This is a genomic window from Promicromonospora sp. NPDC057488, assembly GCF_042802395.1.
GTDB lineage: Bacteria > Actinomycetota > Actinomycetes > Actinomycetales > Cellulomonadaceae > Promicromonospora.
In genome coordinates, this window is the sequence record NZ_JBHVEG010000097.1 from 1 (window position 1) to 24568 (window position 24568).

Genomic DNA, 24568 nt, shown 5'->3' on the forward strand with positions numbered 1-24568 from the left:
TCGCGTGCGGTGCTGTGGCATCGTGGCACCGCACGCGACGTCGAGGTTCGAGGGGGAACGATGCGGGGTACCGATCTGCTGGTCGACGCGTTCGGCCGGATCCGGGACACGGTGCACGGCGCGGTCCGGGGCCTGGACCCCGACGAGCTCGCCTTCCGGCCCGACGACGGGTCCAACTCGGTCGCCTGGCTCGTCTGGCACCTGACCCGGGTCCAGGACGACCACGTCGCGGACGCCGCGGGCACCAGCCAGATCTGGTCCGACGACGCCTGGGACCGCCGGTTCGGCCTGCCCTTCCCGGCCGAGGAGACCGGCTACCGGCACGACGCCGACCAGGTGGCCGCCGTCCGCGTCTCGTCCGGTGACCTGCTCACGGGCTACCACGACGCCGTGCACGACCAGACGGTGCGCTACCTGAACCGGCTGTCCGACGACGACCTGGACCGCGTGGTCGACACGCGGTGGGACCCGCCGGTGACGCTCGGCGTGCGGCTGGTCAGTATCGTCAACGACGACCTGCAGCACGCGGGTCAGGCGTCGTACGTGCGCGGCCTGGTGCTGCGGCGGCGCTGAACCCGAACCGCTCCGCCGGCGGCCGCTCCCGTCTCCCGGGGGCGGCCGCCGCTCTGCCCGTGAAGGACCCGCATGCCGTTCACGCTCTCGCACCCTGCCGCGGTGCTGCCCTTCGTCCGGCGCCCGTTCAGCGCCGCCGCCCTGGTGGCCGGGGCCGTCGCCCCGGACCTGCCGTACTTCGCCCGCAGCACGCCCGTCCCGGTGAGCGCCCAGTCCTGGTACGAGCCGTTCATGAACGCGACGACGTCGCACACCCTGGCCGGGGCGCTGACCGTGAGCCTGCCGTACGCGCTCGCGCTGTTCGGGTTCCTCCTGGCGGCGCGGCAGCCGGTCGCGGGGCTGCTGCCCGCCGTCGCCCGGCCGGGTGCGGACGGGCGCGGCGAGCCCGGGCCGACGACGGCGGGTGCGCTGCTCAGACGCTCGGGGTGGGTGCTGCTCTCGCTGGCGATCGGGATCGCCACGCACCTGGTGTGGGACTCGTTCACGCACGGCGACGGGTACGTCGTGACGCACGTGCCCCTGCTGAGCGCCACGGCGTTCGGCGATCTCACGTGGGCCCGGCTGCTGCAGCACGTGAGCACCGTGGCCGGGCTGGTGATCATCGGGATCTACCTGTGGGGGCGCCGGGACCGAATGCCCCGGTGGGGCGGGCGGGACGCCGCTGCCCGGCGGACGACGCGCCGCGGGCTGTGGGCGGTCGCCGGCGTCGCGGGGCTCGGTGCCGTGCTCGGCACGGTGCGGTGGTGGTCGGTCGGCTCGTCGTCGTCCGACGGCGCCGGCCTCACGGCCCGGGACGTGGTCGAGGGAGTGCTGTCCGACGTCGCGACCGGGGCCGGGGCGGCCCTGATCGCCGGGCTGCTGCTGTACGTCGCGGGGTGGTGGGCGGTGCGCGGGGTGCGCGCGGTCGCCCAGGGGTGACGTCGCTCAGGGGTGATCTGCGGGGCGCGGGAGCGTCCCGTGCTCGATCAGGCGGTCGTAGATGCCCTCGAACGCGCTCGCGAGCTGCCGGGCCTGCGCGTCCGACAGCGCGTCGAGGAAGACGGAGCGCACGAACGCGATGTGCCCCGGTGAGGCCCGCCCGAGCAGGGCGCGGCCCTCTGCGGTGAGGGTGACGTCCTTGGCCCGGCGGTCCCGCACGTTCGGGGTGACCTCGACCAGGTCCCGGCCGGCCATGCGCAGCACCTGGTGGGACACCCGGCTCCGTTCGGCGCCGATGCGCGTGGCCAGGTCAGAGACCGTCATCCTGCCGTCCTGGTCGCTAGTGAGCGCGACCAGGACGTCGTAGTCCGCCAGCGAGACGTCGGCGTCGGCCTGGAGCTGGTGGTTCATCTCGTACCGCAGGCGCAGGTGCACCTTCATGTAGGCGTACCAGGCGCGCACCTGGTCGTCGTCGAGGAGCGCGAAGGGCGACTCGGGAGGGACGTCGTACCGGCCCATGCGGTTCAGCGGAACAGGACGGTGTAGACCTTCGCGAGGCGCCCGTCGCGGACGAAGCCCATGTCCGTGCCGCGGACCACCGGCGGCGCGCCCTCCTGCCCGAGCGCCCACGCCAGGTAGCCCAGGTCCTGCACCTGGTAGAAGTCCCCGTCCGGCCGGAACACGAACCCCGGCGCCCCGTCCAGGATCCCCTGGGCCTTCGCGTGGAGCGCCTCGTGCCCCTCGACCTGGCCCTCCGCGTCGGCGAAGACCACGTCCTGCGTGTACGTCCGGCGGATCGCCTCCGCCCGGCGATCGGCGTCGCGCTCGCCGAAGACCTCCAGCAGGTTGGCGCGCATCAGCTTCTCGAGCCCTTGGTCCGACATGACACCCTCCAGATTTACGTGAAGTTTCACTCAAAGTAGGCGCCCGCAGGTCCGTCGTCAAGCCGATCGTGCGTTGACGCACAATCTGCGGTTCGTCGCGCGGGTCGTGCCCGACCTCGGTGGAATGTTCCCTGAACGGGAGGGGATGGGCCGGTATGACCGCCGCACGCGCGCTGCAGATCGACGACTGGGTGCTGCACCGGCCCAACGTCGTGCGCTCGGTCGCGGCGCGCGTTCCCGGCGTCGATCCCGAGGAGGCCACCAGCCGCGCGCTGGAGAAGATGGTCCGCATCGTCTCCACCGGCGGCACCATCGAGGACCCCGCCCCGTACTGGCGGCGGGCCGCGGTCAACGAGGCCATCTCGATGACGCGCGAGGCCGGGCGAGCCCGCCCGGTCGAGGACGACACGCTCGCCGCCCTGACGCCGCCGGTGGCCGGGGCCGAGCTGGACGCCGAGCGGCAGGCGGACGTCTCGATGCTCCGCTCGGCCCTGTCGGACCTGGCGGACGACGACCGCAAGATCCTGCTGGACCGGCACGTCCGCGACATGGCCGTGGCCGACATCGCGGGCGACCTCGGCGTGCGCCCGCACGCGGTGACCATGCGGCTGCGGCGGGCCGAGGAGCGCCTCGCCGGGGCGTTCGCCGCCGCGCACGCCCAGGAGGTCAACGAGCCCGAGTGCCGCGCCACGCGCGCCGCGATGCACGACTACCTCAAGGACCGGCTCCTCCCCCGCCGCCGGGGCCGGGTCGAGGAGCACATGGACGGCTGCGCGGAGTGCACGCGGGCGTTCACCGACGTGCGCGAGGTCTCCTGGATGCTGCGCGACCTGGGCCAGCACCTCGTGGCGGGCGCCATGGCGACGGGTGCCCTGGGCGCGGCCGTCGCCGGTGCCGCCGGGGCAGGTGCCGGGGCAGGTGCGGCCGGGGCAGCCGGCGCGCCCAAGCCGTCGTTCGGCAAGAAGGAGGCCGCGATCGTGGCGGGGATCCTCGCCGCGCTCGCGATCGGCGGCGGTGCGGCGGCCCTGGTCGCCAACCAGCCGGCCGACCCGCCGGCCGCGGAGTCGGTCGTCGACCCGGGAGCCGGGGGTGGTGCGGGCGGTGGCGGCGCGGGCGAAGGACCCGGCGGAGCCGATGAGGGCGACACGGATGACGGTGTCGCTCGTGGCGCAGACGATGCTGCCGAGGGCGATGCTGCCGAGGGCGAGGCTGCCGAGGGCGGGGCGGGCGGTGGCGCCGAGAGCGAGGTGGGAGACGGTGCCGAGGGCGGGTCCGGCGGCTCAGGCGGCGACGGCTCCGGCGGCAGCGGTTCAGGCGGCGACGACTCGAACGCCGTCGAGGACTCGGCCCGCGACATCGCCGACAGCGTGTCGACGTGGCTCGACAGCCTCGGTACGCCAGGCGACACGTCCGGCGAAGGCTCCGACACCTCGGCAGGCGACGGTTCGTCGGACGGCGCGGCCGCCGATCGCACGACGGGAGACGCCGAGAGCGCCGACGGCGCCGACGGCGCCGACGGCGCCGAGGACAACGCCGGCGGCAGCGACAACGACGGCGGCACCGAAGACCGCAGCGGCAGCGGCAACGGCAACGACGCCGACAGCAGCACGGACCGCAACGCCGGTTCCGACGGCACCACCAGCGCGGACGGCGCCGACCCCGGCGTCGGCGCGGAGCTGACGGACTGGTTCACGCGGCTCGGTATCGCGGGCATCCCCGCGTTCCTGCTGCTGGTTTTCCTGCTCTGGCTCTGGGACCGCTGGTCCCGCGCCGACGAATGACCCGCCAGGTGCACGACACCCCGACAGCGGGTGCCGGGTGGGCCGAATTTCGTTCGGCTGGGGGTCGCGTTTGCGCGCTGTGCCGAATAGTTCAGTCTGGGTGAACTAGCCATGGCCACGACGAACGAATTTCAGCCCACCCGGCACATGCTCCAGGTGCTTGCCTGACCACCGGGAGCGCCGCCAGACAGCAGGGGGAAGCATGCAGATCGATCTGACCGGCCGGACCGCGCTCGTGACCGGCTCCACCCAGGGCATCGGGCGGGCGATCGCGGCGACGCTCGCCGACGCGGGCGCCCGCGTCGCGATCAACGGGCGGCGCGCCGAGGGCGTCGCGGCCACGATCGAGGAGCTGCGCGCGGAGGCGCCGGACCGCGACCTGGTGCCCGCGACGGGCGACGTCGGCGAGGCAGCGGGTGCGGCGGAGGTGCTCGCGGCGGTGGGCGACGTCGACGTGCTGGTCAACAACCTGGGCGTCTTCGGCGCGGTGCCGGCGCTGGAGATCGACGACGAGCAGTGGCGCCGGTACTTCGAGGTGAACGTGCTCGCGGCCGTGCGCCTGATCCGCGCCACCCTGCCGGGCATGACGGCGCGGGGCTGGGGGCGGGTGCTGAACATCGCCAGCGACTCGGCGATCGTGATCCCCGCCGAGATGATCCACTACGGCGTGTCCAAGACGGCGCTGCTGGGCGTCTCGCGCGGGTTCGCCAAGGAGGCGGCGGGGACCGGCGTGACGGTCAACTCCGTCATCGCCGGCCCCACCCACACGGGAGGCGTGGAGAAGTTCGTCTACGAGCTGGTGGACCCGGGCCTGCCCTGGGACGAGGCGCAGCGGGAGTTCATGCGGGTGCACCGGCCGCAGTCGCTGCTCCAGCGGCTCATCGAGCCCGAGGAGATCGCGAACCTGGTGGCGTACCTGAGCTCGCCGCTCGCATCGGCGACCACGGGAGCCGCCGTCCGGGTGGACGGCGGCTACGTGGACTCGATCCTGCCCTAGCAGTTCGAGCAGGGCAGAGCCGGGGTCAGAACCAGAGGAACGGCACGACCATCGTCAGCAGGGTCACCACCGGGCCGATGACGACCATGGACAGGCCCCAGATGGTGAGGTCCCGGTTCACGCGCGGCCGGTCGTGCTCCACCGTCGAGGCCACGATCGTGGCGCCGGTGGTGCCGAACGGCGCGCAGTCGACCAGCGACGCGGAGATGGCCAGGGCGTAGATGAACCCCGTCGTCTCCAGGCCGCCGCCGGGCACGAGCAGCGGCACGGCCAGCGGGATGAGCGCACCGATGATGCCGATGGTCGAGGCGAACGCCGAGACCAGGCCGGCCACGATGCAGATCACCAGCGCGGCCACGATCGGCACGCTGACCGAGCGGGCGGCCTCGCCGAGCTGCTCGATGGCGCCGAGGCGGGTCAGCACCTCGACGTAGGTGATGATGCCGCCGAGCAGCAGGATGGTGCCCCAGTCGATCCGCGCGATGCCGCGGCGTCCGACGCCGGGGTCCACGAGGGCGAGGATCACCGCGATGGTGAGGGCCACGACGCCGAGGTTGATGTCCACGTCGAGGGTCGTGAGCAGGAAGAACCCGCCGATGAGCGTGAGGATCGAGACGATCACCGCCACCTGCATCGCCGTGATCCTGGTGGGCGCCTTCACCTCGGTGCGCTCCAGGGTCGCAACCCCGCCGGAACCGCCGGCCGGACCGCCCGACCCGCCCACGGCGCCGTCGGGCCCGTTGTTGCGGGCCTGGCGCGTGCGCTGGATGAGCTCGCGCCCGCCGAACATGAAGAACGCCGCGAGCACGACCAGGCCGTTGACGCCGACCGAGAGGCCGAACATCAGGGCCGCGTTGTACGGGATGTCCGCGCTGGAGGCGACGGTCTGCACGGTGATGCCGACGATGCTGGTGGGCGCGAGCGCGCCACCGACGATCGCGGAGCTCATCGCGATGCCCATCATGGTGGAGCTGATGCGGTGGGTCGCGGCCAGGCTCATGGCGATCGGCACCACGGCGAACGCCGCGTGCGAGGTGCCGAGGCAGGCCACGCCGGTGGCGATGAGCCACAGGCCCCAGGGCAGCAGGGCGACGCGGTCGCCGATCAGCCCGAGCGAGCGGTCCACGAGCCAGTCGATGGTGCCGGTCTCGCGGGCGATGCCGAACAGGTAGGTGATGCCCACCAGGATGATCAGGGCGTCGACGGGGAACCCGCCGAGCACGTCGTCCAGGCCCTCGCCGACGACGCCGATGCCCACGATGAAGGCGGCGACCAGCGCGAGCGCCCCCATGTGGACGTTGCGGAGCGCGGAGATCCCGAAGACCAGCGCGAGCCCGATCAGGGCGATGATCTCGGCGGTCATCGGTTGTCTCCGTTCGTCTCGGTGGTGCGGGCGGCGCCCGCGAGGTAGGCGTCCAGCGCCGGCTCGTCGACGCCCTCGACGTCGTCGAGCCCGATGAGGGCTCCTGCGGCGACGGGGCGGCTCAGCCGCGCGCCGTCGAGGAGGTAGTAGGGCGAGACGCTCTCGGCCGGGTCGAGCATGACCGGGGCCACCCCGGCGATCTCGTGGTGGTGGCCCTCGACCTTGAGCACCGCGCCGACCGCGAGGTCCTCGGTGGCCCGGGCGGCCAGCAGCATGGTCGGCCGGGCCGGCAGGGCCGGCACCCGGTCGACGGCGGCGTGCACGGTCAGCGGCGTCTCCACGCCCATGTAGTGGTACGGCCAGTAGATGCAGGCGTACCTGCCGTCCTTGCTGATCACGTGGCCCTTGCCGCGCAGCAGCTCCCACGTGGCCGGGTCGCCCGTACGCACGACGGCGAAGACGCCGCCCGCGAAGCTGGCCTCGCCCGGCAGGCGCAGGGCCGAGAACACGTCGACGACGCCGTCGTGCTCGAGGATGCCGCCGTCCGCGCGGGCGGAGTAGATGTCGGCGAGCTCGGCGATGCGGGCCACCGGGTAGTGCATGGCCTCGACGTCGGCGGAGGCGCCGGTGCGGGTGGCGACCACGGCCATCTCGCACGAGTCGGCGGCGGCGGCGCGCTTGAGGCCGCGCACGGCGTCGGCGCGGCGGGCCAGCGTGCCCGCGACGTCGTCACCAAGCTCGAGGAGGTCGAGCAGGGCGGGTGCCTCGACCGTGGCCCCGGCCTGCGTGACGCGGCCGGTGGCGGGGTCGAGCTCCAGGTCGTACTCGCCGGACTTGCCGATGGCCACGATGTCGAGGCCCACGGCGCTGACCCAGTCGACCAGCCGCAGCAGGTTGGCGGGCTGGTCGCCGTCACCGGGCAGGTAGCTGAGGCCCTTGGCCGCGGCGCGGGCGCCGAGCTCGACGCCCACCACGGTGTCGACCTCCTTGCTCACCATGACCACGTGCGTGCCGTGGTCCAGGGCCGCGGCGGCGTAGCCGAAGCCGGCCGGGACGCGGCCGCAGGCCTCGACGAGCACGTCGATGCCCGCCCAGTCCAGGGCGTCGGCCGAGGCCACGAGCGCGATGTGGTCCTGCTCGACCAGGCGTGCGGTGGTCGCGGGGTCGGCCGACTCGGCCACCCGGTCCGCCGGGACGCCCAGCTCGTCGAGCATGCGCCGCACGCCCGCGACGTCCGGGTCCACCAGCACCGCGGGGCGGATCTCGGGCGTCAGCGCGAGCTGGGCCAGAAACGTACGTCCGTAGCCGCCGTTCGCCCCGGTCAGGGCGACACGGAGGGGACCTCGCGTCCGAGAGACGTGATTGAGGATCACCGTTGTTCCGATCGTCGTGCGCCGGCTCGGCGTTCGAGCGGGCTGGCCGCCACTGTGCCACAGCTTTCTACTATCTTCCAACTTCGCATCAAATAGTCACAGCATGTGAGAGGATCTGATCATGCTGGGATCCATCGCCGACGACTTCACCGGCGCCACCGACCTCGCCACCATGCTGCGCACCGCGGGCCATCGCGTCTCCGTGGTGATCGAGAACGGCGCGCTCTCCCCCGAGCAGCTCCGGGAGGTCGACGCCGTGGTGGTCGCGCTCAAGACGCGCACCGCACCGCGCGCCGAGGCCGTCGCCGCCTCGCTCGACGCGCTGGACCGCCTGCGCTCCTGGGGCGCGGACCGGTTCTACGTCAAGTACTGCTCCACGTTCGACTCGACCGACGAGGGCAACATCGGCCCGGTGCTCGACGCCGTGTCCGACGCCGTGGGCGCGCGCCGCGCCGTCGTCGTCCCCTCGCTGCCCGCCAACGGGCGCACCGTCTACAACGGGCACCTGTATGTGGGCCGCGAGCTGCTGGAGCACTCCTCGATGCGGCACCACCCCCTGACCCCCATGACCCGCTCGCGGGTCGCCGACCTGCTCCGCCCGCAGACGGCGTACGACGTCGCCGAGGTGCCCCTGCCCGTCGTGCGCGACGGCGCGGACGCCGTCCGCGCGGCGCTGGACGCGTCGGAGGCCCGGTACGCCGTGGTCGACGCGACCACGGACGCGGACCTGGTGGCGATCGGCGCCGCGACGGCCGACGACGTCCTGGTCTCGGGCGGTTCCGGCCTCGCGCTGGGCATCCCGGGACCGCACCTGCCCGACGCCCTGTGGTCACCGCCCGCGAGCGGGCGCGGCGCGGTGCTGTGCGGCAGCGTGTCCGCCACGACGCTCGCGCAGATCGCGCACGCCGCGCGCACCCAGCCGGTCCGGCTGGTCGACGTCGCCGCCGCGGTCGCCGACGAGGAGGGCACGGTCGCGGAGCTCGCCGACTGGGTGGAGCGGCAGGAGCCGCAGAGCCACCCCGTGGTGTGCGCGGCGCGGGAACGCTCCGACGTCCGCTCGCTCCTGGACGGCGTCGAGGTGGCGCCCGTGGTCGAGCGGGTGCTGGCGGGCGTGGCCCGGCGGCTGGTGGAGCGCGGGCAGGTGAGCGCCCTGATCGTCGCGGGCGGCGAGAGCAGCGGCTCGGTGGTGCGCGCCCTCGGCGTGCGGGCCCTGCACATCGGGCCGGAGCTGGCCCCCGGCGTCTGCTGGTCCGTGGGCGCGGTGGACGACGACCCCGACCGGACCGTGGCCCTGGCGCTGAAGAGCGGCAACTTCGGCGGCGAGGATCTGTTCACCGGGGCCTGGGAGGTGCTGGCATGAGCGTCCAGGCCGACCCCACGACCGACCCCGTGACGGCGCTGATCGCGGCCGGCCGCCAGCTCGTCGAGGCGGGCCTGAGCCCGGGCAGCAGCGGCAACGTGAGCGTGCGCGACGGCGACCGCGTGCTGATCAGCGGCACCGGCACCCAGCTCGGCCGGCTCACGCCCGACGGCATCGCCGAGGTGTCGCTCGACGGTACGCACCTGGGCGGTGCCCGCTCGTCCAAGGAGACGCCCCTGCACACGGCGTTCTACCAGCGGGAGAACGGCTACCGCGCGGTGGTGCACGTGCACTCGCCGCACGCCGTCGCGCTGGCCTGCCTGGAGCCGTGGGCCGCGCACAACGCGGTGCCGCCGCTGACGCCGTACTTCGTGATGCGGGTGGGGCAGACGCCGCTGCTCCCCTACCGCCACCCGGGCGACCCGGCCCTGGGCGACGACCTGCTCGCCGCGCCGTGGCCGCTGCGCGCGGCGCTGCTGGCGAGCCACGGCGCCGTCGTCGCGGGCGCGGACCTGGACGAGGCCGTGGACCGCGCCACCGAGCTGGAGGAGGCGTGCCGGATCGCCCTGCTCACGGCGGGCTCGCGGCGCCGGGAGCTGGCGCCGGAACACATCCGTGAGCTGGCGCAGCGGTGGTCCAGCCCGTGGACCCCGGCCCTCTAGACTGACGCGCAGGAGGCAACGATGGCGAAGACGACTGCCCTGATCCCGGAGCAGCGCAGGCAGCAGATCCTGCGGCACCTGCGCACCGAGCAGGTACTCAGCTACCGGCAGATCACCGACCTTCTGGGCATCAGCCAGATGACCGCGCGGCGGGACGTGGCGGTGCTCGCCGAGCAGGGCCGCGTCAAGGCCACGCAGGGCGGCGCCACGCTCGTGACCCGGCTGCTGAACGAGCCGCGGCGCGCCGAGAAGGCCGTGACGGGGCTGGCCGAGAAGACCGCCATCGCCCGCGCGGCGGCCGAGCTGGTCACCGACTCCATGACCGTCTACCTGGACGCCGGCACCACGGTGCAGGCCATGCGGCCGTTCCTGGAGCGGCGCACCGGGCTCACCGTGGTCTCCAACGACCTGAGCACGGTGCTCGCCTTCCTCGACCACCCCAGCGTGGACCTGATCAGCGTGGGCGGGCGGGTGGACCCCGACAACCAGTCGACGATCGGCCGCCTGGCGGCCCTGACCCTCGCGGAGCTGTCGCTGGACATCGCGTTCCTGTCCTCCAGCTCGTGGGACGCGCGGCACGGCGTCACCACGCCCGTGGAGGCCAAGATCGAGGCGAAGCGCGCCGCCATGGCCTCGGCCACGACCACGGCGCTGCTCGCCGACAGCGGCAAGTTCGGCAGCTACGCGAAGTACCGCGTGCTGTCGCTGGACGAGCTGGACACGGTGATCTGCGACCCGGCGCTCGGCGACGACGACACCGGCCGGATCGAGGCGCTGGGCGTCGACGTGGTCCGGGCACCGCTGTCCTGACGCGCGTAGCCTGACGGGATCGCCACCACGAACCGTCCCGACACCGCGGGCGAGCTGCTGACCCTCGCCATCGGCGACCTGGTGCGCCAGATCCAGGACGACGTGCCGCGGGCGCTGGCCGACGAGCCCGACGCCGTGCACCGGCTGCGCACCTCGGTGCGGCGGCTGCGCAACGTGCTCGCCGCCTTCCGCCGCTACCTGGACCGGGACGCGGCCGCGGCGCTCAGGGCCCGGCTCAAGGAGTGGGGCGACGTGCTGGGGCAGGCGCGGGACCTGGAGGTCCGGGCGCAGCAGGCCGCGGCGGCCGCCGACGCCGCCGGCCTCGACGACCAACCCCGTTCCGCGCTGGTCGACCCGCTGCGGGCGGCCCACCTGCACGCGCACGACGAGGCGGTGCGCTGGACCCGGTCGGAGCACAGCCGCGACCTGGACCGGCTGCTGACCGAGTGGGCCACGCTCCCCCGGCTCGGCGCCCGGGCGGGCCGGCCGGCCAAGAAGGCCGCCCGCCGGACGGCGCACCGCCAGGCGGTCCGCACCCTGCGGACGGCGCCCCGGCTCGCCGACCCGGACGCCGCCCACGAGCTGCGCAAGGCCGCACGCCGCTTGCGGCACACCTGCGACGCGGTCACGCGCGAGCCCGTCGGGCTGCTCGGGAAGGGGACCAAGGATCTGGGCTCGGTAGGCCACCGGATCCAGTCCGTGCTCGGCGACCACCGCGACGCCCTGCTGCTGGCCGGCCACGTACGCGACCACGCCCGCGCGTACGCGCACGACCCCCGGGTGTACGACGGCGTGGTGGACCTGTGCCAGGGCCTCGCGCTGGCCGCCCTGGCAGACCTCCCCGCGGCCCTGGCCGACCTGGAGCGGCGGGCGCGGGACTGACCGCGCCGTCAGCCGGACGTCGTGGCGGTGTGCTCCACCGACTCGACGAACAGGTCCACCGTGGTGGACGGGTTGTCGTCCGGAAACCTCGTTCCCGCCGACTCGTGCCCCGCCCGCAGGCGGGCGGCCCGCTCGCCGGCCCTCGCCCGGCGTCCGATCAGGGTGGACGGGTCGACGATGCTCTTGCCGTCCACCCCGAGCAGGTCCTGGGCATGCTTCTCGGCCTGGTTCGTCGTCAGGTGCCCGCTCACCGCGCGGTCGTGCAGCAGCAGCCAGATCTCGAAGCACGGGTTCGACACCGCCACGCGCACGCCGCCACGCTCCGCGAGCCCGATCGCCTCGCGCAACCGGGGATGCGCCTGCGGTGACTCGACGTCGAAGAGGCACCAGACCTCGTCCACGTCGTCGATACCGGCCTTGGCAAGCGCCTTCTGCACGAGCGGGTACGGCACCACGTGATCGCGAGCGATCTCCACCTCGATGCTCGTGCTCTCCCGCACGTGATCGAGCTGCTTCAGCGCCCGGACGTAGTCGGGCTCTGTCTTCCGGCCCTCGGTGAACACCCAGACCGTCTTCTTCATCCGGCGGGTCCCGGCGCTCCGCTTGAGCGGCTTGCTCTCCCGACGCCCGCGCCCTCCTTGCCTACCCACCCCTCAGCCGATCAGGCCGAGCGACCGCAGGAAACCGGCCTGGTCGACGTCGGGCAGCGCGCCGAACTTCCCGTGCAGGTACGCGCTCTCGAGGTTGACCGATGAGCGGACCCGCTCGCCCGCGAAGTCGGAGAGGGCGCCGAGCCTGGTGGAGCCGTTCCTGCGCTTCTCGGTGAGCCATACCTCGTCCCGGTTGAGGTGCGCCAGCAGGCTCGTGTCGTGCGAGCTGAAGATCAGCTGCGCACCCCTCGGGTTGATCGCCGGGTCGGCGAAGATCCGCAACAGGTGCGCCGCGAGCGTCGGGTGCAGGCTGGCGTCGAGCTCGTCGAAGACGACGGGCGAGCCGCTGTGCAGGGCAGGCAGCACCGTGCCGATGGCCGAGTACCAGGCGTGCGTACCCGCCGACTCCTCGTGGAAAGGGAGCGACCGGCCTGTCCCGCCGTCCTCGTGGACGAGCTGGACGGAGCGGTCGGCCCGCTCCGGGCCGTACAGCAGCGCCTCGGTCATCGACCGGAGGTCCACCATCGGGTTGCGGGCATCGACCACCGTGACGTCACGGATCCCGAGGTCCGCCATGCGCAGCAGCGACCTGGCCTGCTCCCGCTGCCGCGCTCGCTCACCGTCCGGCATCCGGGGATCGGGCCCCGGCATCGCATCGTCGAACAGCGCGCGCAGGTACCTGCCCGGCGCGAGGGTCCGGCGCGCCACCCTCTCCATACCCGCCGCCTCGAAGCTCGCTAGGCCGTCGAAGAAGCCCTGGACCGGCTCGACCCGAAGGCGGTTCAGGATCGTGACGGCCAGCGACGTCGGGGTCAGCAGCTCTCGGGCACCGGCAGGCGAACCGAGGCTCCGGTGGAGGTTCAGGTCACCCGCCTCGCGCTCGAACAGGGTGCGCCGCCGGCGCTCCGGGTAGTGGTAGAGCGCCTCGTAGTGCACCTGCTCGGCGTCGAGCTCGAGGACGTACTCGAACCGCACCCCGTCGACCAGCAGGTCGAGCACGAACTCGCTCGGCGAGTCGCCGCTCTCTCCGAAGGCGAACGGATCCACCGGGATCCGGTCGTCCCAGGCATGGAGCGAGTCGGTGACCGCGTCACGCAGCCAGATGAGCGCCACCAGGAGGTTCGACTTGCCGGACGCGTTCGGGCCGTAGACCGCCGCACGGGTCAGCAGGCTCTCGCCCAGCCTCTCGGCCGACCGGGTGGCCGCTCGATCCTGATCGATGGCGACCAGGGACAGGCCGACCGGTTCCGCGATGGACCGGAAGTTCGTGACCTCGAACCGGATGAGCATGCAACTGAGGCTACACGTGACACGCACACAGAGCCTCTCATTCGTCACTTCGTGACGAAATCAGCAATCTACTCGCAGATACATGTCCATCGGCAAGCGCTCACCACGGGCATGCGTCGTCGCTGAGCTGCCGACCGGGACCCATCCGACTTCGGTCGCCTGCGTCGAGACCGGTCGGTTGATGGACCGGTCTCAGTGCAACGGACCGAAGTCACCTGGGACCGTCGGCCAAGGAACCGTCGGCCAAGAGCCCGTCGGCCACCGCCGCCGCCAGGCGCGCCGCCAGCGCCGCCACCGCCTCCCGCAGCTCCGGGCCGTCTTCCACCCGGAACGCGAACGGCACGCTCGCCAGCCACTCCTGCGCGTACATCGCGGGGTTGCGGGTGGTGCCCGTCAGCACGCACCGGTCCTCGCCCGCGGCCTCCAGCCGGCCCATCTGCGCGCCGATCCACGGGGCAACGTCGGCGAGCGGGGCGGCGAAGACGACGCGCGTGGTGAACTGCCAGCCAGTGCCGAGGTGCTGCTCCAGCGCGGCGACGGGGTCGAGATCGGCGGGCGGCGTGAACGCCGTCCCGGTGTGCTCGACGGCGAGGACCCGGTCCACGCGGTAGGTGCGGACGGCGTCGGCGCGGTGGGAGTGGCACAGCAGGTACCAGCGCCCGTAGCGCACGACGACGGCCCAGGGGTCCACCTGGGCGACCCACTCGCTGCCGGACTCGCCGCGATAGGTGACCAGCACGCGCCGTCGGGCGGCGACGGCCGCGACGAGCTCGCTGGTGACGGCGGTATCGGGGCGGGCCGCGTACCGGTCCGGGGCCGCGGAGGCGTGCTCGCGCAGGGTGGCGGCCTGGCGGCCGACGTCCTCGGGCAGGGCCCGGATCACCTTGCCGAGCGCGGTGCTGACGAGGTCGTCGGCCTCGGGATGGCTGTCGAGCACGGCCATGACCAGGCCGAGCGCCTCGGTCTGGGTGAACGTGACCGGCGGGAGCCGGGTGCCCCGCCCCAGCCGGTAGCCGCCGTGCGGCCCCCGGAGCGAGGTGACGGGGATCCCGGCCTCGCGGAGGATCTCGACGTAGCGGCGCGCGGCCCGCTCGGTGACACCGAGCCGCGCGCCGAGCTCGTCCGCCGTCGTGCCCGGGCGCGTCTGCAGGATCTCCAGGGTGCGCAGGGCGCGTGCGGTGGGGCTGGTCTCGGACGGCACCCCTGCAGGCTATGTCAGCGCAGCACCTCGAAGACCTGCTTCTGGATGCCGTTCGAGTACACCTCGTGCTCGGTGAGCCTCAGGCGCTGGGCGGGCTTGTCGGTGTCGCTGAACAGGGGCTTGCCCTGGCCCAGGAGCACCGGGAAGACCAGCAGGTGGTACGCGTCGACGAGGCCGGCGTCCGCGAGCGCCCGGGTCAGGCTCACGCTGCCGTGCACCTGGATCTCGCCGCCGTCGGTCTCGCGGAGCCGGGCGACGTCGTCCAGCGAGCGCAGGATGGTGGTCTCGCCCCAGTTGTCGGCCAGGTCGGCCTCGGTGAGGGTCGTGGAGACGACGTACTTGGGCAGCTCGTTGTAGCGCGTGAACTCGGCCATGTCGGGCCAGACGGGCGCGAACATCTGGTAGCTGGCGCGGCCGAGCAGCAGGGCGCCGGCCTCCTCCTGCTCGCGGCCCTTGAGCTCGTAGGCCTCCGGGACCATCTCGACAGTCTTGAAGGTCCACGCCGTGTCGTGCAGCTCGGGGTCCCCGCCGGTGGGGTCGACCTTGCCGTCGAGCGAGACGAAGTGCGTGGCGACGATGGTGCGCATGGGGTGGATCTCCTGTCGTGTCGGCCGCGTGGCGCGGCCCGCTGCGGGCATTTTCTACGGGGATGGACGGGAGCGTCGCGGCAAAGTCATCGGCGTCGCGCAGGATTTTTGATCCGGAAGCAGATCGTCCGGAACCGGTCCTACCGTTGGTGTGGTCGGCATCGCGCCGCACCTCATCTCAGCTCGATCGGTACGGGAGAGAATCATGGACATCCTGCTCATCGGCGGCCTCTGGCTCGACGGTTCGGCCTGGGACGACGTCGTCCCGCAGATCGAGGCACTCGGCCACCGGCCGGTGCCGGTGGTCCTGCCCGGCCAGGGCGACGGTCGCCCGGACGCCACGCTGGACGACCAGGTCGCGACGGTGCTCGCGGCCGTGGACGCGGCGTCGGGCAGGCCGCTGGTCGTGGGGCACTCCGCGGCGTGCACCCTGGCCTGGCTGGCGGCGGACGCGCGGCCGGACGCCGTGGCCGGCGTCGTGCTGATCGGCGGGTTCCCGTGGGACGACGGCAAGCCGTACGCCGACCTGTTCCCCGTGACGGACGGCGTGATGCCGTTCCCGGGCTGGGAGCCGTTCGCGGGACCGGACTCCGACGACCTGGACGCCGAGGCCCGGGCCGCCTTCTCGGCCCGGGCCGTGCCGGTGCCCGAGGGCGTCGCCAAGGGCGTGGTGCACCTGACCGACGAGCGCCGGTTCGGTGTGCCCGTCGTGGTCGTGTGCCCCGAGTTCTCGCCCGCCCAGGCCCAGGAGTGGATCGACTCGGGCGACGTGCCGGAGCTCGCGCGGGCCAAGCACGTCGACCTGGTCGACCTCGACTCGGGCCACTGGCCCATGTTCACGCGGCCGGCGGAGCTGGCCCGGCTCCTGGTGGACGCGGCCGGGTGAGCGGGCGGCGCCCTCACGGCGCGGAGACGAGCTCCTCCGGGAGCACCACCGCGTCGACGAGGGCGCCGTTGCGCCACACGGTCACCTCGGTGCGCCGGCCGATGGCGTCGCCCACCATGAGCCGCTGCACGGCGGTGGTGGTGACGACGGTGGCGCCGTCGATCGCCACGAGGATGTCGCCGCGGCGGATCCCCGCGAGGTCGGCGGGCGAGCGCGCGATGACCTCCGCCACCCGCATGCCGGTCTTGGACCCGACCCGTTCCGCGACGGGTTCGGGCAGCACCACCTGTGTGCCGGCGATGCCGAGCCAGGCGCGCCGCACCCGCCCGTCGCGGACCAGGGTGTCGATGATCGCGCGGGTCGTGGCGTTGACCGGCACCGCCAGGCCCAGGCCGATGCCCGCGACGGCGGTGTTGACGCCGACGAGCCGGCCGGCCGTGTCGGCGAGCGCCCCGCCGCTGTTGCCGGGGTTGAGCGCGGCGTCGGTCTGCACCACCTCGTCGATGATCCGGCCGGCCCCGGTGGGCAGGGAGCGGCCCAGGGCGGACACGATGCCGGCGGTGACGCTGCCGGCCAGGCCGCGGGGGTTGCCGAGCGCGACGACGAGCTGGCCCACCCGGAGGGCCGCCGCGTCGCCGAGGGTCAGGGCGGGCGGCACGACGTCGTCGGCCCGGAGCACCGCGAGGTCGGAGAGCGGGTCGCGGCCGACCACCCGGGCCGCGACCTCGGACCCGTCGGAGAACGCGGCGCGCACCTCGCCGCCGCCCTCCACGACGTGGGCGCTGGTGAGCAGCAGCCGCTCCCCCGGGATGACGGAGGCGCTGCCGGCCCCGGCCCCGCGGGGCGTGCGCACGGAGACGGCGGCGACCGACGGCAGCACGGCGTCGACGACGCGCACGATCGACGCCGAGTAGGCGTCCAGCGCCTCGGAATCGTCCATGAGCCCATCACACACCTCGCGGCGGGCGCCGCGGGAGGTGGATTCGCCACGGGCAGACAGGGCGGTCACGTTTCCGGGCCCGTCCCGGTCATGTGTCCGGGCCCGCGCCGCGGGCCGCACCACTGACCAAGGAGGACACCCACATGGACGCCAGGATCGACTACTTCGGCAACCCCCTCGCCGGAAAGGTCCTGCGGCACCTCAACTCCGCGAACAAGCTGATCGTGGACTCGACGCTGCCCGCCGTCACGCAGGAGCTCGTGAAGATCCGGGCCAGCCAGATCAACGGCTGCGGGTTCTGCACCGACATGCACACCAAGGACGCCGCCGCCGCGGGCGAGACGCAGCTCCGGCTGAACATGGTCGCGACCTGGCGAGAGGCGACCGTGTTCACCGAGCCGGAGCGGGCCGCCCTGGAGCTGACCGAGGAGGGGACGCGGCTGGCGGACGCGTCGGGCGGCGTCCCGGACGCGACCTGGGAGCGCGCCGCCGCGCACTACGACGAGGACCAGCTCGCCGCGCTGATCTCCCTGATCGCGCTCATCAACGCGTACAACCGGATCAACGTCATCAACCGGCAGCCCGCCGGGGACTACGTGCCCGGCCAGTTCTGACGCCGTCCGGCGCGGGCCCGCCCCCGGTACGGGGTGGGTCCGCGCCCCCGCGCTTGACCGTGCCCCTGGGGCATGGTTTGAACTCTTACCCGTCGGCGTTCCCGCCGGCGGACCGAGAGGAGCGGACCGTGGCCTGGAGCACCCGGCAGCTCGCGGAGATCGCGGGGACCACCATCAAGGCCGTCCGGCACTACCACGAGATCGGCCTGCTGGACGAGCCCGCCCGCCGGTCCAACGGCTACAAGCAGTACGAGACGGCGCACCTGGTGCGGCTGCTGCAGATCAAGCGGCTGAGCGACCTCGGCGTGCCGCTCGCGCAGATCGCCTCGATGGGCCGCGCCGACCAGGACCCCGACGAGGCGCTGCGCGTGCTCGACTCCGAGCTGGAGGCGACGATCACCCGCCTCCAGCGGGTGCGGGCCGAGCTCGCGGTGATCCTGCGCCACCGCGCCCCGGCGGACCTGCCCGCCGGGTTCAGCGCCGTCGGGGGCGAGCTGTCCGACGTCGACCGGTCGATGCTGATGATCTACGCCCAGGTGTTCGACGACGACGCCATGGACGCCCTGCGCACGATGATGCACGAGCAGCCGGTGACGGACGCCGACGACGAGTTCCAGGCACTGCCCGCCGACGCCGACCGCGCGACCAGGCAGGCGCTCGCCGAGCGCATCGCGCCCCTGCTGCGCGACCAGCTCGCGGCGTATCCCGCGCTCGGCGAGGCCGAGTCGCACTCGCTGCACGGGCCCGGGCGGACGGAGAGCGCCATCGTCCCGGCGCTGCGCGAGCTCTACCACCCGGCCCAGCTCGAGGTGCTCTACCGCGCGCACCTGATCGTCACCGGAGAGACTGACGAACGGCTCGACGCCGAGGACCTAGTCGTGAACCAGAGTCCCCGCAGCACCCCGAGACACGACCCCGACGGACGGACGAGACGATGACCGCACCGACCACACCCGAGACCCCGCTGATCGCCGAGGACCTGCTCCTGCTGCTGTTCGACCCCCGGTCGGGCACCATCGCCGGCGAGAACACGCTGTTCTACACGCTGGCCGGCGCGGTGCTCACCGAGCTCGCGCTGGACGACAGCGTCGCCATCGACGACAAGCCGGGCCTGACCGGCCCCAAGGTGAGCGCGGTGGCCGGCAGGCCGCCCGCCGACCCGCTGCTGCGCGAGCGGTGGGAGCCGCTGGTCCAGAAGCCGCGCGGCACGCAGACGTTCCTCGCCGAGGTGGGCCCACGGCTGCGCGGGCCGGTGCTGGACCGGCTCGTCGAGCGCGGCCACATCGTGCGCGAGCAGCGCAAGGCCCTCGGGCTCATCCCCACCACGGCCCTGGTCGACGGCGGCACGCCGCGCCGCGCCCAGCTCGTCGACGCCGTCCGCCCCGTGCTGGCCGACGGCGCCGAGCCCGACCCGCGCACCGCGGTGCTCGCTGCCCTGCTCTCGGCGAGTGGGAGCCTGCCGGTGCTGCACCGCGACATCCCTTGGTCGGGCGCCGTCCACACGCGCGGCAAGGAGCTGGAGCAGGGCGACTGGGGCGCGTCGGCCGCCGGCGAGGCGGTCACGCGCACCACGGTCGCGGTGGCCGTCGCCACCGCGAGCGCGGCCGTCTCCATCGCCGCCGTGCAGAACACCTGATCCCCTGGCCCGGGCCTGCTCAGCGCAGCGCCCGCGTCCGCACCACGCGCACCGACGCCGACCGCACCTCCAGCACCGGCACCTCGGACGCCGGTCGTACCCGCGGGTCGACGTGCACCCCGGCCGCGGGCGACCAGGCGAACGCACGCAGCCACAGGCCCTCCGCCCGGATCCGCTCGCGGTACGGCGTGAGGTCGACGTCGAACGCGCGGCCCGACCAGAACTGGTCGGCGATCAGCGTGTCGCCCGCGTGGACGCGCATCGCGTCGCCGGTCCAGTCCAGGGTCAGCAGCACCCGCTCGGCGTCGGCGAAGACGTCGTCGGGCACGGGTACGCGCACGGGGGCGAGCGCCGCGAAGTCGGCATCGTCCGGGGCGGAGAGGCGGCCCGCGCCGCCGCCCGTGCGCACCGGCGCCACCACGGCGTCGAACCGGGGCACGGGCAGCGGCCGGGTGACCTCCGCGCCCGGGACCGCGTACCGCGTGAAGCGGCTGCCCTCCCCCGGCACGGCGGCGAACTCACCGGACCCACCGGGCGCGAGGGCGGGCAGCACGTCGACGGTCCGGTCGGCGGCGTCGGCCTCGACGCGGAACGAGTCCCCGTCGAACCAGCCGCTGCCGTGCCACAGCACGAGGCTCTCGCGCCCGTCGATCGTGCCCTTCCAGACGGCGTCGGCCAGGTCCGGCGGCAGGAACACCAGCGTGGTGCCGCCGACGACGACCTCGGCGGCCAGCCCGGGCGCGGCGTCCGGCGTCGCGATGACCCGGCCGCCCTCCTCGCGGATCGTGGCGCCACGGACGTCGGCGGCGGGCACGCCCTCGATCTGCAGCTCGACGTCGATACCCTCGGTCGCCGCGAACAGCACCACCGGCCCGTCCGGGGTGTCCAGCGACGTGATCGGCTGCGCCGGGACGGTGAGCGCCGGGATCGTCCCGAACCGCTGGCGCAGCGGCCAGGCCGCCGCGACGCCCGCCCGCAGCGTGCCGGGTACGGTCGGGACGGTGACCCGGTGGTCGCCGAGCTCGACGTCGAACCGGACGCCGTCGACGTCCGCCAGCGGTGCGGCGGCGGGCTGGTGGTTGTTGACGAAGAGGTAGCCGCGCTCGCCGTCGCCCCGGACGGACCAGCGCAGGTCGGCGCCACCGGATGCCCCTCCGGACGGCAACACCGTCGGGTAGGTCGCGAGGTCCGCCCCGAACGCCTGAAGGAACAGGTGCTGGCGGCGCAGCCGGTGGAAGTGCGGGCGCTGCTGCCCCGCCGACCCGAGCGGGGCCCAGAAGTCGTAGTCGCGCACCGGCAGGTCGTTCGGGTAGCCGGTCGCGTGCGACTCCTGCGTGGTCGAGAGCTCCCCGAGCACCTGGGTGGACCCGTGGTAGAGGTAGTAGCCCTGCCACGCGGAGCCGCTGCCGAGCTTGGTCAGGGCGAGCGCCGCGACGTCGTCGGCGTCGACGAGGGGACGCCGGTGGTAGGCGACCTGCATGCCGCCGCCCAGCTCGCAGGTGGCGAACGGCCACGGGTCGGCGGCGCCGTCCGCGGCCTCGGCGGTGACGGGGCCGTCGCGCAGGTCGGCGCCCACGGTGAGGTCGTCGCGCACGGTGCTGAACGTGTAGTGCAGCGCCCCGAACGCGGGCCAGCCGGTGGTGGACTCCTCCCAGAACCCGTCCGAGTAGCCCGCGTACACCGGCAGCACGCGGCCGCGCGGGAGCTCGGCCCCGCCCCACCCGGTCGCGAGCCACAGGGGCGCGCGCAGGCCGGCGTCCTCGGCGAGGTCGCGCAGCGTCGCGAGGTGCTCGGGCTGGTCGTAGAGCTCGTTGTCGACCTGGATGCCAACCACGGAGCCGCCGGGCTGCCCGGGCGTGTGCATCAGGTCGCCCACCTGGTCCGCGATCGCCGTGTACCAGCCGCGCACGAGGTCCACGTAGGCGGGGTCGTTCGTGCGGTGCGCCACGGGCAGCGCCTGCAGCCAGTCCGGGAACCCGCCGTTGCGGGTCTCGCCGTGCGCCCACGGGCCGATGCGGAGCACGACGTCGAGGCCCACCCGGGCGGCGGTGCGCACGAACCGGCGCACGTCGCGCGCGCCGTCCCAGCGCACGTGCCCGCGCTCCTCCTCGTGCAGGATCCACAGCAGGTACGTCGCCACGACCCCGACCCCGCCGGACCGCATCTTGCGCAGCTCGGTCTCCCACTGCTCGGGGCGGTCCCGGCTGAAGTGGTACTCGCCCATCACGGGGAACCAGGGCCGCCCGTCCCGCTCCACGTACCGGTCCGTGAGGCGGACGCCGCCCGCCGTCCCGGCGGGGTCGCCCATCGCCAGGGGCGCCGGCCGCGCGGGCGGCGCCGCCGGGACGCGGAGGCGGCGGACGGTCGGCTGTGCGGGGAGGTGGCTCACGCAGCCGACCCTACGAAGCCCCGCCCCGCGACGACATGCACGGACCGACGCCGCACATGGACGATCGCGCGGTCAGCGCGCCCCGGCGACCGGCGCCACCCGCACCAGCGGGTCCGGGCTGTGCACGCCCCGCGGCCGGTACCCGAGGGCGTCGGCGGCGCCGAGGTAGTCGGCCAGGTACCAGACGATGCTTAGCCACATCTCGGTGCCCTGGAGCCCGGGCACGCCGTCGGCTCCGTCGCCGCGCGGCGCGAAGGCGAAGCCGGCGCCGTCCGCCCAGCTCTGCAGCGCCCGGTCGAGCTGCTCGCGCGCCCACGCCTCGCCCTCCGCGCGCCGGTGTGAGGTCTGCCTGGCTGCGAGCCACAGCGGGTGCACGATGTCGAGCACGTTGCAGGCGGTCCAGCCGTCCGGGGTGGCGAGCGCGGGGTCGGCCGCGTGCTCCAGCACGGTGTCGATCGCCGCCTCCGGGTAGGGCAGCGGGAGGCCGAACTGGGCGTACGAGCCGCGCGTGAGGCGGTAGAAGCCGTTGACGGCCTGGAGCCAGCCCGACCCCGGCTGCCGTGCGCCCCACAGGCCCGTGGCCGGGTCGGCCCTGGCGGTCAGCCAGCCCAGCAGGCCGTACAGCGGGCCGACGCCGCCGTCGGGCAGCTCGGCGGAGAAGTCGGCGATGTTCAGGGCGCACGCCGTGCCCAGGGAGTCGACGGCGGCGCCGCTCCCCCAGGCGTGGGCGCCCCAGTCGCGCGCGTCGAGGGCGGCGGCCAGGTCGCGGTCGGCCAGCTCGTGGACGGCGCGGACCGGGTGCGGCAGCCGCGCGCCGAGCAGCCGCACCGCGTAGCCGACGCTGAGCACGTGGTAGGCGGCGTCGCCGTCCGTGGCCGACAGCGGCCCGGCCGTGCGGCCCGGCTCGCCGAGCCCCTGGTCGGACAGGTCGCCCTCCGGGATCAGGCCGGTGGCCGGGTCCTGGCGGGCCGTGAGGCGGCGGACCAGGTCGGCGGCGTCGAACCCGGGCGGCGGGCTGTCGAGCAGCAGGTCGGCGAGCTCGACGGCGTCTGCCCACGGCCGCACGGCCGGGGCGAGCGGGCCGACGGCGGCGGCCGGGCGGTCCACGAACCGGCCGTCCTCGTAGCACCGGGCCAGGAGGGCGGCCGCCTGCTCCCGGGCGCGGTCGCCGAAGGCGGCCAGGCGGTCGCCGAGGTCGGGGGCGGCCGCGCCCTTGGTCTCGGCGCGGCGGTCGCGCAGCACGCGCGCGGGGTTGCCGGCCACCACGGCCCAGTCGGGCACGTCCTTGGTGACGACGGCGCCGGCCGCGACCACCACGTGGTCGCCCACGGTCACGCCGTCCAGGATCGTGGCGTTGGAGCCGATCCAGACGTCGTCGCCGATGGTGATGCCCTTGCTCCAGGTGCCCTGCTGGAACACCGGCCGGTCGTTCTCCATGCGGTGGTTGAACCCGAGGATCGAGCTGTGCGCGCCGATGCGCACGCCGTCGCCCATCCGGATCTCGCCGCGGACCACGGCGTACGGGTTGACCGAGCAGTCCGCGCCGATCATCAGGTCGCCCGTGAGGTAGGCCAGCGCGGCGACGTAGCTGCGCGCACCGAGGGTGAGGCTGTCGCAGAACACCGCGGCGTTCGGGGCGACGAAGGCCCCGGCGGCGATCTCGGCCCCGGCGTCGGCCAGCTCGCGCTGCCGCGCGGCCTGCGCCTCGCCCTCCGGCGAGGCGGGGTCGTACTCCCAGGGGAGGAAGTCGATACGTCGGACGCCGTCAGCCGATGAGTGATGCACGCCGCAAGACTACGGCTACCGGCGCAGCCCCAGGCTGCGCAGCTCGAGGTCGGCCAGCCGGCGCACGACGGCGGGGTCGTCCTCGCGCCAGGCGCGCACCGGGTCGTCGGAGACCTTGGTCAGGGCGCGCAGCGGCTGGTTCGTCAGGGCGCGGAGCGCGAGCAGCGCCGGGTCGGCCTCCAGCAGGCGGCGGCCGGCGCTCGCGCGGCGCACGAACCGGACGCGCAGCGGCACGTACAGCACCGCGACCAGCAGCACCGGGACCAGGAACACGGCGAGGCCGGCGAGCAGCGCGACGTCGGCCACCGTCTCGGCCTGGGAGCGGCCCGCCTCCGCGAGGCTCTCCGCGGCGTCGGCGGCCCCGCTGAACGGCGCGGCGAGGTCGTCGCCCACCCCCGGGATGCCGCCGATCCGGCCCTCGACGTCGTGGAACCGGCCCGCCATCTCGTCGGCCGCCGACGCCGTCGCGCGGCCCGGGGCGCCGAGCTCCAGGGTGGCGGACCAGACCTCGCGCCCGGCCCAGGCCCAGCCCGCGATCCAGGCGAGCAGCAGCAGGTCACCGAGCGCCTGACGAGCACCCCGCGCGGGGGCGGCCGCGTACAGCCTCATGGTCCGGTCCTCCGGTTCTCGACGGTCAGCACGCCGCACCGTACCGGACTTACCACCCAGCAATTCCACAACCGATCAAACCGATATGTGGTTGCATACGGTTCGAATTGTTTCCGACTTTGCGAGGTATCAGCATGGCTGCCGACGACGAGCTCACCCGCACCTTCGTCGAGTTCGACTCCGACGGCGACGGCCGCATCACCGCGGACGAGTTCCGCCGGGCGATGGCCACCCGGGGCGAGGAGACCACCGACAAGGACCTCGACGAGATCTTCGGCAAGGCCGACCACGACCAGGACGGCCGGATCGACCTCGCCGAGTTCACGATCGCCTGGGACGCCTGAGCCCTCAGCAGCCTGCGGGCGCCCGGCTCCCGGG

25 protein-coding genes are annotated in these 24568 nt (G+C 74.1%); 13 read left to right on the top strand and 12 right to left on the bottom strand.

Translation table 11 applies throughout. The annotated features are described in order from the left end of the window. The first annotated feature begins 60 nt into the window (after window positions 1-60). Together ACFU5G_RS18820 and ACFU5G_RS18825 are read left to right on the top strand one after the other, a co-directional pair. A complete protein-coding gene (locus tag ACFU5G_RS18820; protein WP_377248054.1) occupies window positions 61-573 on the top strand; it encodes a DUF664 domain-containing protein in 513 nt (170 codons plus the stop codon). A gap of 72 nt (window positions 574-645) precedes the next feature. Then, window positions 646-1491 (top strand): DUF4184 family protein, encoded by an 846-nt coding sequence (locus tag ACFU5G_RS18825; RefSeq protein ID WP_377248057.1) that lies wholly within the window; start codon window positions 646-648, stop codon window positions 1489-1491. Between the two features lie 6 nt (window positions 1492-1497). Here ACFU5G_RS18825 and ACFU5G_RS18830 read toward each other — a convergent pair whose 3' ends face one another. Together ACFU5G_RS18830 and ACFU5G_RS18835 are read right to left on the bottom strand one after the other, a co-directional pair. After that, window positions 1498-2010 carry a MarR family winged helix-turn-helix transcriptional regulator gene (locus ACFU5G_RS18830; protein WP_377248060.1) on the bottom strand — a complete coding sequence of 171 codons (513 nt, stop codon included), beginning with the start codon at window positions 2008-2010 and terminating at the stop codon, window positions 1498-1500. Window positions 2011-2015: 5 nt separating this feature from the next. Continuing rightward, the gene (locus tag ACFU5G_RS18835) at window positions 2016-2375 is read right to left on the bottom strand and encodes a nuclear transport factor 2 family protein (protein WP_377248063.1); all 360 of its coding nucleotides are present in this window, start codon (window positions 2373-2375) and stop codon (window positions 2016-2018) included. 155 nt (window positions 2376-2530) lie between these two features. Here ACFU5G_RS18835 and ACFU5G_RS18840 point away from each other — a divergent pair, with 155 nt between their 5' ends. Then, window positions 2531-4156 carry a zf-HC2 domain-containing protein gene (locus ACFU5G_RS18840; protein WP_377248066.1) on the top strand — a complete coding sequence of 542 codons (1626 nt, stop codon included), beginning with the start codon at window positions 2531-2533 and terminating at the stop codon, window positions 4154-4156. Between the two features lie 202 nt (window positions 4157-4358). After that, complete coding sequence (locus ACFU5G_RS18845) at window positions 4359-5153, top strand: SDR family NAD(P)-dependent oxidoreductase (RefSeq protein ID WP_377248069.1); 795 nt, start codon at window positions 4359-4361, stop codon at window positions 5151-5153. Between the two features lie 25 nt (window positions 5154-5178). Here ACFU5G_RS18845 and ACFU5G_RS18850 read toward each other — a convergent pair whose 3' ends face one another. After that, window positions 5179-6516, bottom strand: a complete 1338-nt coding sequence (locus ACFU5G_RS18850) for an SLC13 family permease (RefSeq protein ID WP_377248072.1) — start codon at window positions 6514-6516, stop codon at window positions 5179-5181. Then, the gene (locus ACFU5G_RS18855; protein WP_377248075.1) at window positions 6513-7889 is read right to left on the bottom strand and encodes a homoserine dehydrogenase; all 1377 of its coding nucleotides are present in this window, start codon (window positions 7887-7889) and stop codon (window positions 6513-6515) included. Before ACFU5G_RS18855 ends, ACFU5G_RS18850 begins: the two co-directional genes overlap by 4 nt. A 121-nt stretch (window positions 7890-8010) precedes the next feature. Here ACFU5G_RS18855 and otnK point away from each other — a divergent pair, with 121 nt between their 5' ends. The 4 genes from otnK to ACFU5G_RS18875 all read left to right on the top strand — a co-directional run bounded on the left by otnK (window position 8011) and on the right by ACFU5G_RS18875 (window position 11603). Beyond that, a complete protein-coding gene (gene otnK / locus ACFU5G_RS18860; RefSeq protein ID WP_377248078.1) occupies window positions 8011-9249 on the top strand; it encodes a 3-oxo-tetronate kinase in 1239 nt (412 codons plus the stop codon). Continuing rightward, window positions 9246-9911, top strand: coding sequence for a class II aldolase/adducin family protein (locus tag ACFU5G_RS18865; RefSeq protein WP_377248081.1), 666 nt, complete (start codon window positions 9246-9248; stop codon window positions 9909-9911). The genes otnK and ACFU5G_RS18865 overlap by 4 nt, the downstream gene beginning before the upstream one ends. Window positions 9912-9932: 21 nt before the next feature. Further along, window positions 9933-10721: a DeoR/GlpR family DNA-binding transcription regulator gene (locus tag ACFU5G_RS18870; protein WP_377248084.1), complete on the top strand. Its 789-nt coding sequence runs from the start codon at window positions 9933-9935 to the stop codon at window positions 10719-10721. Window positions 10722-10799: 78 nt separating this feature from the next. Further along, window positions 10800-11603: a CHAD domain-containing protein gene (locus tag ACFU5G_RS18875; protein WP_377248126.1), complete on the top strand. Its 804-nt coding sequence runs from the start codon at window positions 10800-10802 to the stop codon at window positions 11601-11603. A gap of 8 nt (window positions 11604-11611) precedes the next feature. On the opposite strand, the gene ACFU5G_RS18880 is transcribed toward ACFU5G_RS18875, so the two are convergent. The 4 genes from ACFU5G_RS18880 to ACFU5G_RS18895 all read right to left on the bottom strand — a co-directional run bounded on the left by ACFU5G_RS18880 (window position 11612) and on the right by ACFU5G_RS18895 (window position 15331). After that, entirely contained in the window at window positions 11612-12184 is a 573-nt protein-coding gene (locus tag ACFU5G_RS18880; RefSeq protein WP_377248087.1) for an RloB family protein, read from the bottom strand. A 72-nt stretch (window positions 12185-12256) separates the two neighbouring features. Further along, entirely contained in the window at window positions 12257-13543 is a 1287-nt protein-coding gene (locus ACFU5G_RS18885; protein ID WP_377248090.1) for an ATP/GTP-binding protein, read from the bottom strand. 211 nt (window positions 13544-13754) lie between these two features. Continuing rightward, window positions 13755-14744: a helix-turn-helix transcriptional regulator gene (locus ACFU5G_RS18890; protein WP_377248093.1), complete on the bottom strand. Its 990-nt coding sequence runs from the start codon at window positions 14742-14744 to the stop codon at window positions 13755-13757. A 14-nt stretch (window positions 14745-14758) separates the two neighbouring features. Continuing rightward, entirely contained in the window at window positions 14759-15331 is a 573-nt protein-coding gene (locus tag ACFU5G_RS18895; RefSeq protein ID WP_377248096.1) for a dihydrofolate reductase family protein, read from the bottom strand. Between the two features lie 205 nt (window positions 15332-15536). On the opposite strand from ACFU5G_RS18895, the gene ACFU5G_RS18900 reads away from it, so the two are divergent. Then, window positions 15537-16217 carry an alpha/beta fold hydrolase gene (locus ACFU5G_RS18900; RefSeq protein ID WP_377248099.1) on the top strand — a complete coding sequence of 227 codons (681 nt, stop codon included), beginning with the start codon at window positions 15537-15539 and terminating at the stop codon, window positions 16215-16217. Window positions 16218-16230: 13 nt separating this feature from the next. On the opposite strand, the gene ACFU5G_RS18905 is transcribed toward ACFU5G_RS18900, so the two are convergent. Further along, the gene (locus tag ACFU5G_RS18905) at window positions 16231-17157 is read right to left on the bottom strand and encodes a S1C family serine protease (protein ID WP_377248102.1); all 927 of its coding nucleotides are present in this window, start codon (window positions 17155-17157) and stop codon (window positions 16231-16233) included. A gap of 143 nt (window positions 17158-17300) precedes the next feature. Between ACFU5G_RS18905 and ACFU5G_RS18910 the strand changes: the two genes are divergently transcribed. From ACFU5G_RS18910 to ACFU5G_RS18920, 3 genes are all read left to right on the top strand, one after another. Then, a complete protein-coding gene (locus ACFU5G_RS18910; RefSeq protein WP_377248105.1) occupies window positions 17301-17771 on the top strand; it encodes a carboxymuconolactone decarboxylase family protein in 471 nt (156 codons plus the stop codon). A gap of 128 nt (window positions 17772-17899) precedes the next feature. Continuing rightward, window positions 17900-18709 carry a MerR family transcriptional regulator gene (locus ACFU5G_RS18915; RefSeq protein WP_377248108.1) on the top strand — a complete coding sequence of 270 codons (810 nt, stop codon included), beginning with the start codon at window positions 17900-17902 and terminating at the stop codon, window positions 18707-18709. Then, window positions 18706-19407, top strand: a complete 702-nt coding sequence (locus ACFU5G_RS18920) for a GPP34 family phosphoprotein (protein ID WP_377248111.1) — start codon at window positions 18706-18708, stop codon at window positions 19405-19407. Before ACFU5G_RS18915 ends, ACFU5G_RS18920 begins: the two co-directional genes overlap by 4 nt. A gap of 19 nt (window positions 19408-19426) precedes the next feature. Here the strand turns inward: ACFU5G_RS18920 and ACFU5G_RS18925 are convergent, their stop codons facing one another. The 3 genes from ACFU5G_RS18925 to ACFU5G_RS18935 all read right to left on the bottom strand — a co-directional run bounded on the left by ACFU5G_RS18925 (window position 19427) and on the right by ACFU5G_RS18935 (window position 24190). Then, entirely contained in the window at window positions 19427-21796 is a 2370-nt protein-coding gene (locus ACFU5G_RS18925; protein WP_377248114.1) for a beta-galactosidase, read from the bottom strand. A gap of 72 nt (window positions 21797-21868) precedes the next feature. Continuing rightward, window positions 21869-23581 (bottom strand): acyltransferase, encoded by a 1713-nt coding sequence (locus ACFU5G_RS18930; protein ID WP_377248117.1) that lies wholly within the window; start codon window positions 23579-23581, stop codon window positions 21869-21871. A 15-nt stretch (window positions 23582-23596) separates the two neighbouring features. Then, entirely contained in the window at window positions 23597-24190 is a 594-nt protein-coding gene (locus ACFU5G_RS18935; protein ID WP_377248120.1) for a hypothetical protein, read from the bottom strand. Between the two features lie 134 nt (window positions 24191-24324). On the opposite strand from ACFU5G_RS18935, the gene ACFU5G_RS18940 reads away from it, so the two are divergent. Continuing rightward, window positions 24325-24534: an EF-hand domain-containing protein gene (locus tag ACFU5G_RS18940; RefSeq protein WP_377248123.1), complete on the top strand. Its 210-nt coding sequence runs from the start codon at window positions 24325-24327 to the stop codon at window positions 24532-24534. Window positions 24535-24568 lie beyond the last annotated feature (34 nt).

Excerpts from the sequence above, each read along its gene's own strand:
- ACFU5G_RS18820 (WP_377248054.1), top strand. The coding sequence starts at position 61 with ATGCGGGGTACCGATCTGCTGGTCGACGCGTTCGGCCGGATCCGGGAC.
- ACFU5G_RS18825 (WP_377248057.1), top strand. The coding sequence starts at position 646 with ATGCCGTTCACGCTCTCGCACCCTGCCGCGGTGCTGCCCTTCGTCCGG.
- ACFU5G_RS18830 (WP_377248060.1), bottom strand. The coding sequence starts at position 2,010 with ATGGGCCGGTACGACGTCCCTCCCGAGTCGCCCTTCGCGCTCCTCGAC.
- ACFU5G_RS18835 (WP_377248063.1), bottom strand. The coding sequence starts at position 2,375 with ATGTCGGACCAAGGGCTCGAGAAGCTGATGCGCGCCAACCTGCTGGAG.
- ACFU5G_RS18840 (WP_377248066.1), top strand. The coding sequence starts at position 2,531 with ATGACCGCCGCACGCGCGCTGCAGATCGACGACTGGGTGCTGCACCGG.
- ACFU5G_RS18845 (WP_377248069.1), top strand. The coding sequence starts at position 4,359 with ATGCAGATCGATCTGACCGGCCGGACCGCGCTCGTGACCGGCTCCACC.
- ACFU5G_RS18850 (WP_377248072.1), bottom strand. The coding sequence starts at position 6,516 with ATGACCGCCGAGATCATCGCCCTGATCGGGCTCGCGCTGGTCTTCGGG.
- otnK (WP_377248078.1), top strand. The coding sequence starts at position 8,011 with ATGCTGGGATCCATCGCCGACGACTTCACCGGCGCCACCGACCTCGCC.
- ACFU5G_RS18865 (WP_377248081.1), top strand. The coding sequence starts at position 9,246 with ATGAGCGTCCAGGCCGACCCCACGACCGACCCCGTGACGGCGCTGATC.
- ACFU5G_RS18870 (WP_377248084.1), top strand. The coding sequence starts at position 9,933 with ATGGCGAAGACGACTGCCCTGATCCCGGAGCAGCGCAGGCAGCAGATC.
- ACFU5G_RS18880 (WP_377248087.1), bottom strand. The coding sequence starts at position 12,184 with ATGAAGAAGACGGTCTGGGTGTTCACCGAGGGCCGGAAGACAGAGCCC.
- ACFU5G_RS18885 (WP_377248090.1), bottom strand. The coding sequence starts at position 13,543 with ATGCTCATCCGGTTCGAGGTCACGAACTTCCGGTCCATCGCGGAACCG.
- ACFU5G_RS18895 (WP_377248096.1), bottom strand. The coding sequence starts at position 15,331 with ATGCGCACCATCGTCGCCACGCACTTCGTCTCGCTCGACGGCAAGGTC.
- ACFU5G_RS18900 (WP_377248099.1), top strand. The coding sequence starts at position 15,537 with ATGGACATCCTGCTCATCGGCGGCCTCTGGCTCGACGGTTCGGCCTGG.
- ACFU5G_RS18905 (WP_377248102.1), bottom strand. The coding sequence starts at position 17,157 with ATGGACGATTCCGAGGCGCTGGACGCCTACTCGGCGTCGATCGTGCGC.
- ACFU5G_RS18910 (WP_377248105.1), top strand. The coding sequence starts at position 17,301 with ATGGACGCCAGGATCGACTACTTCGGCAACCCCCTCGCCGGAAAGGTC.
- ACFU5G_RS18920 (WP_377248111.1), top strand. The coding sequence starts at position 18,706 with ATGACCGCACCGACCACACCCGAGACCCCGCTGATCGCCGAGGACCTG.
- ACFU5G_RS18935 (WP_377248120.1), bottom strand. The coding sequence starts at position 24,190 with ATGAGGCTGTACGCGGCCGCCCCCGCGCGGGGTGCTCGTCAGGCGCTC.
- ACFU5G_RS18940 (WP_377248123.1), top strand. The coding sequence starts at position 24,325 with ATGGCTGCCGACGACGAGCTCACCCGCACCTTCGTCGAGTTCGACTCC.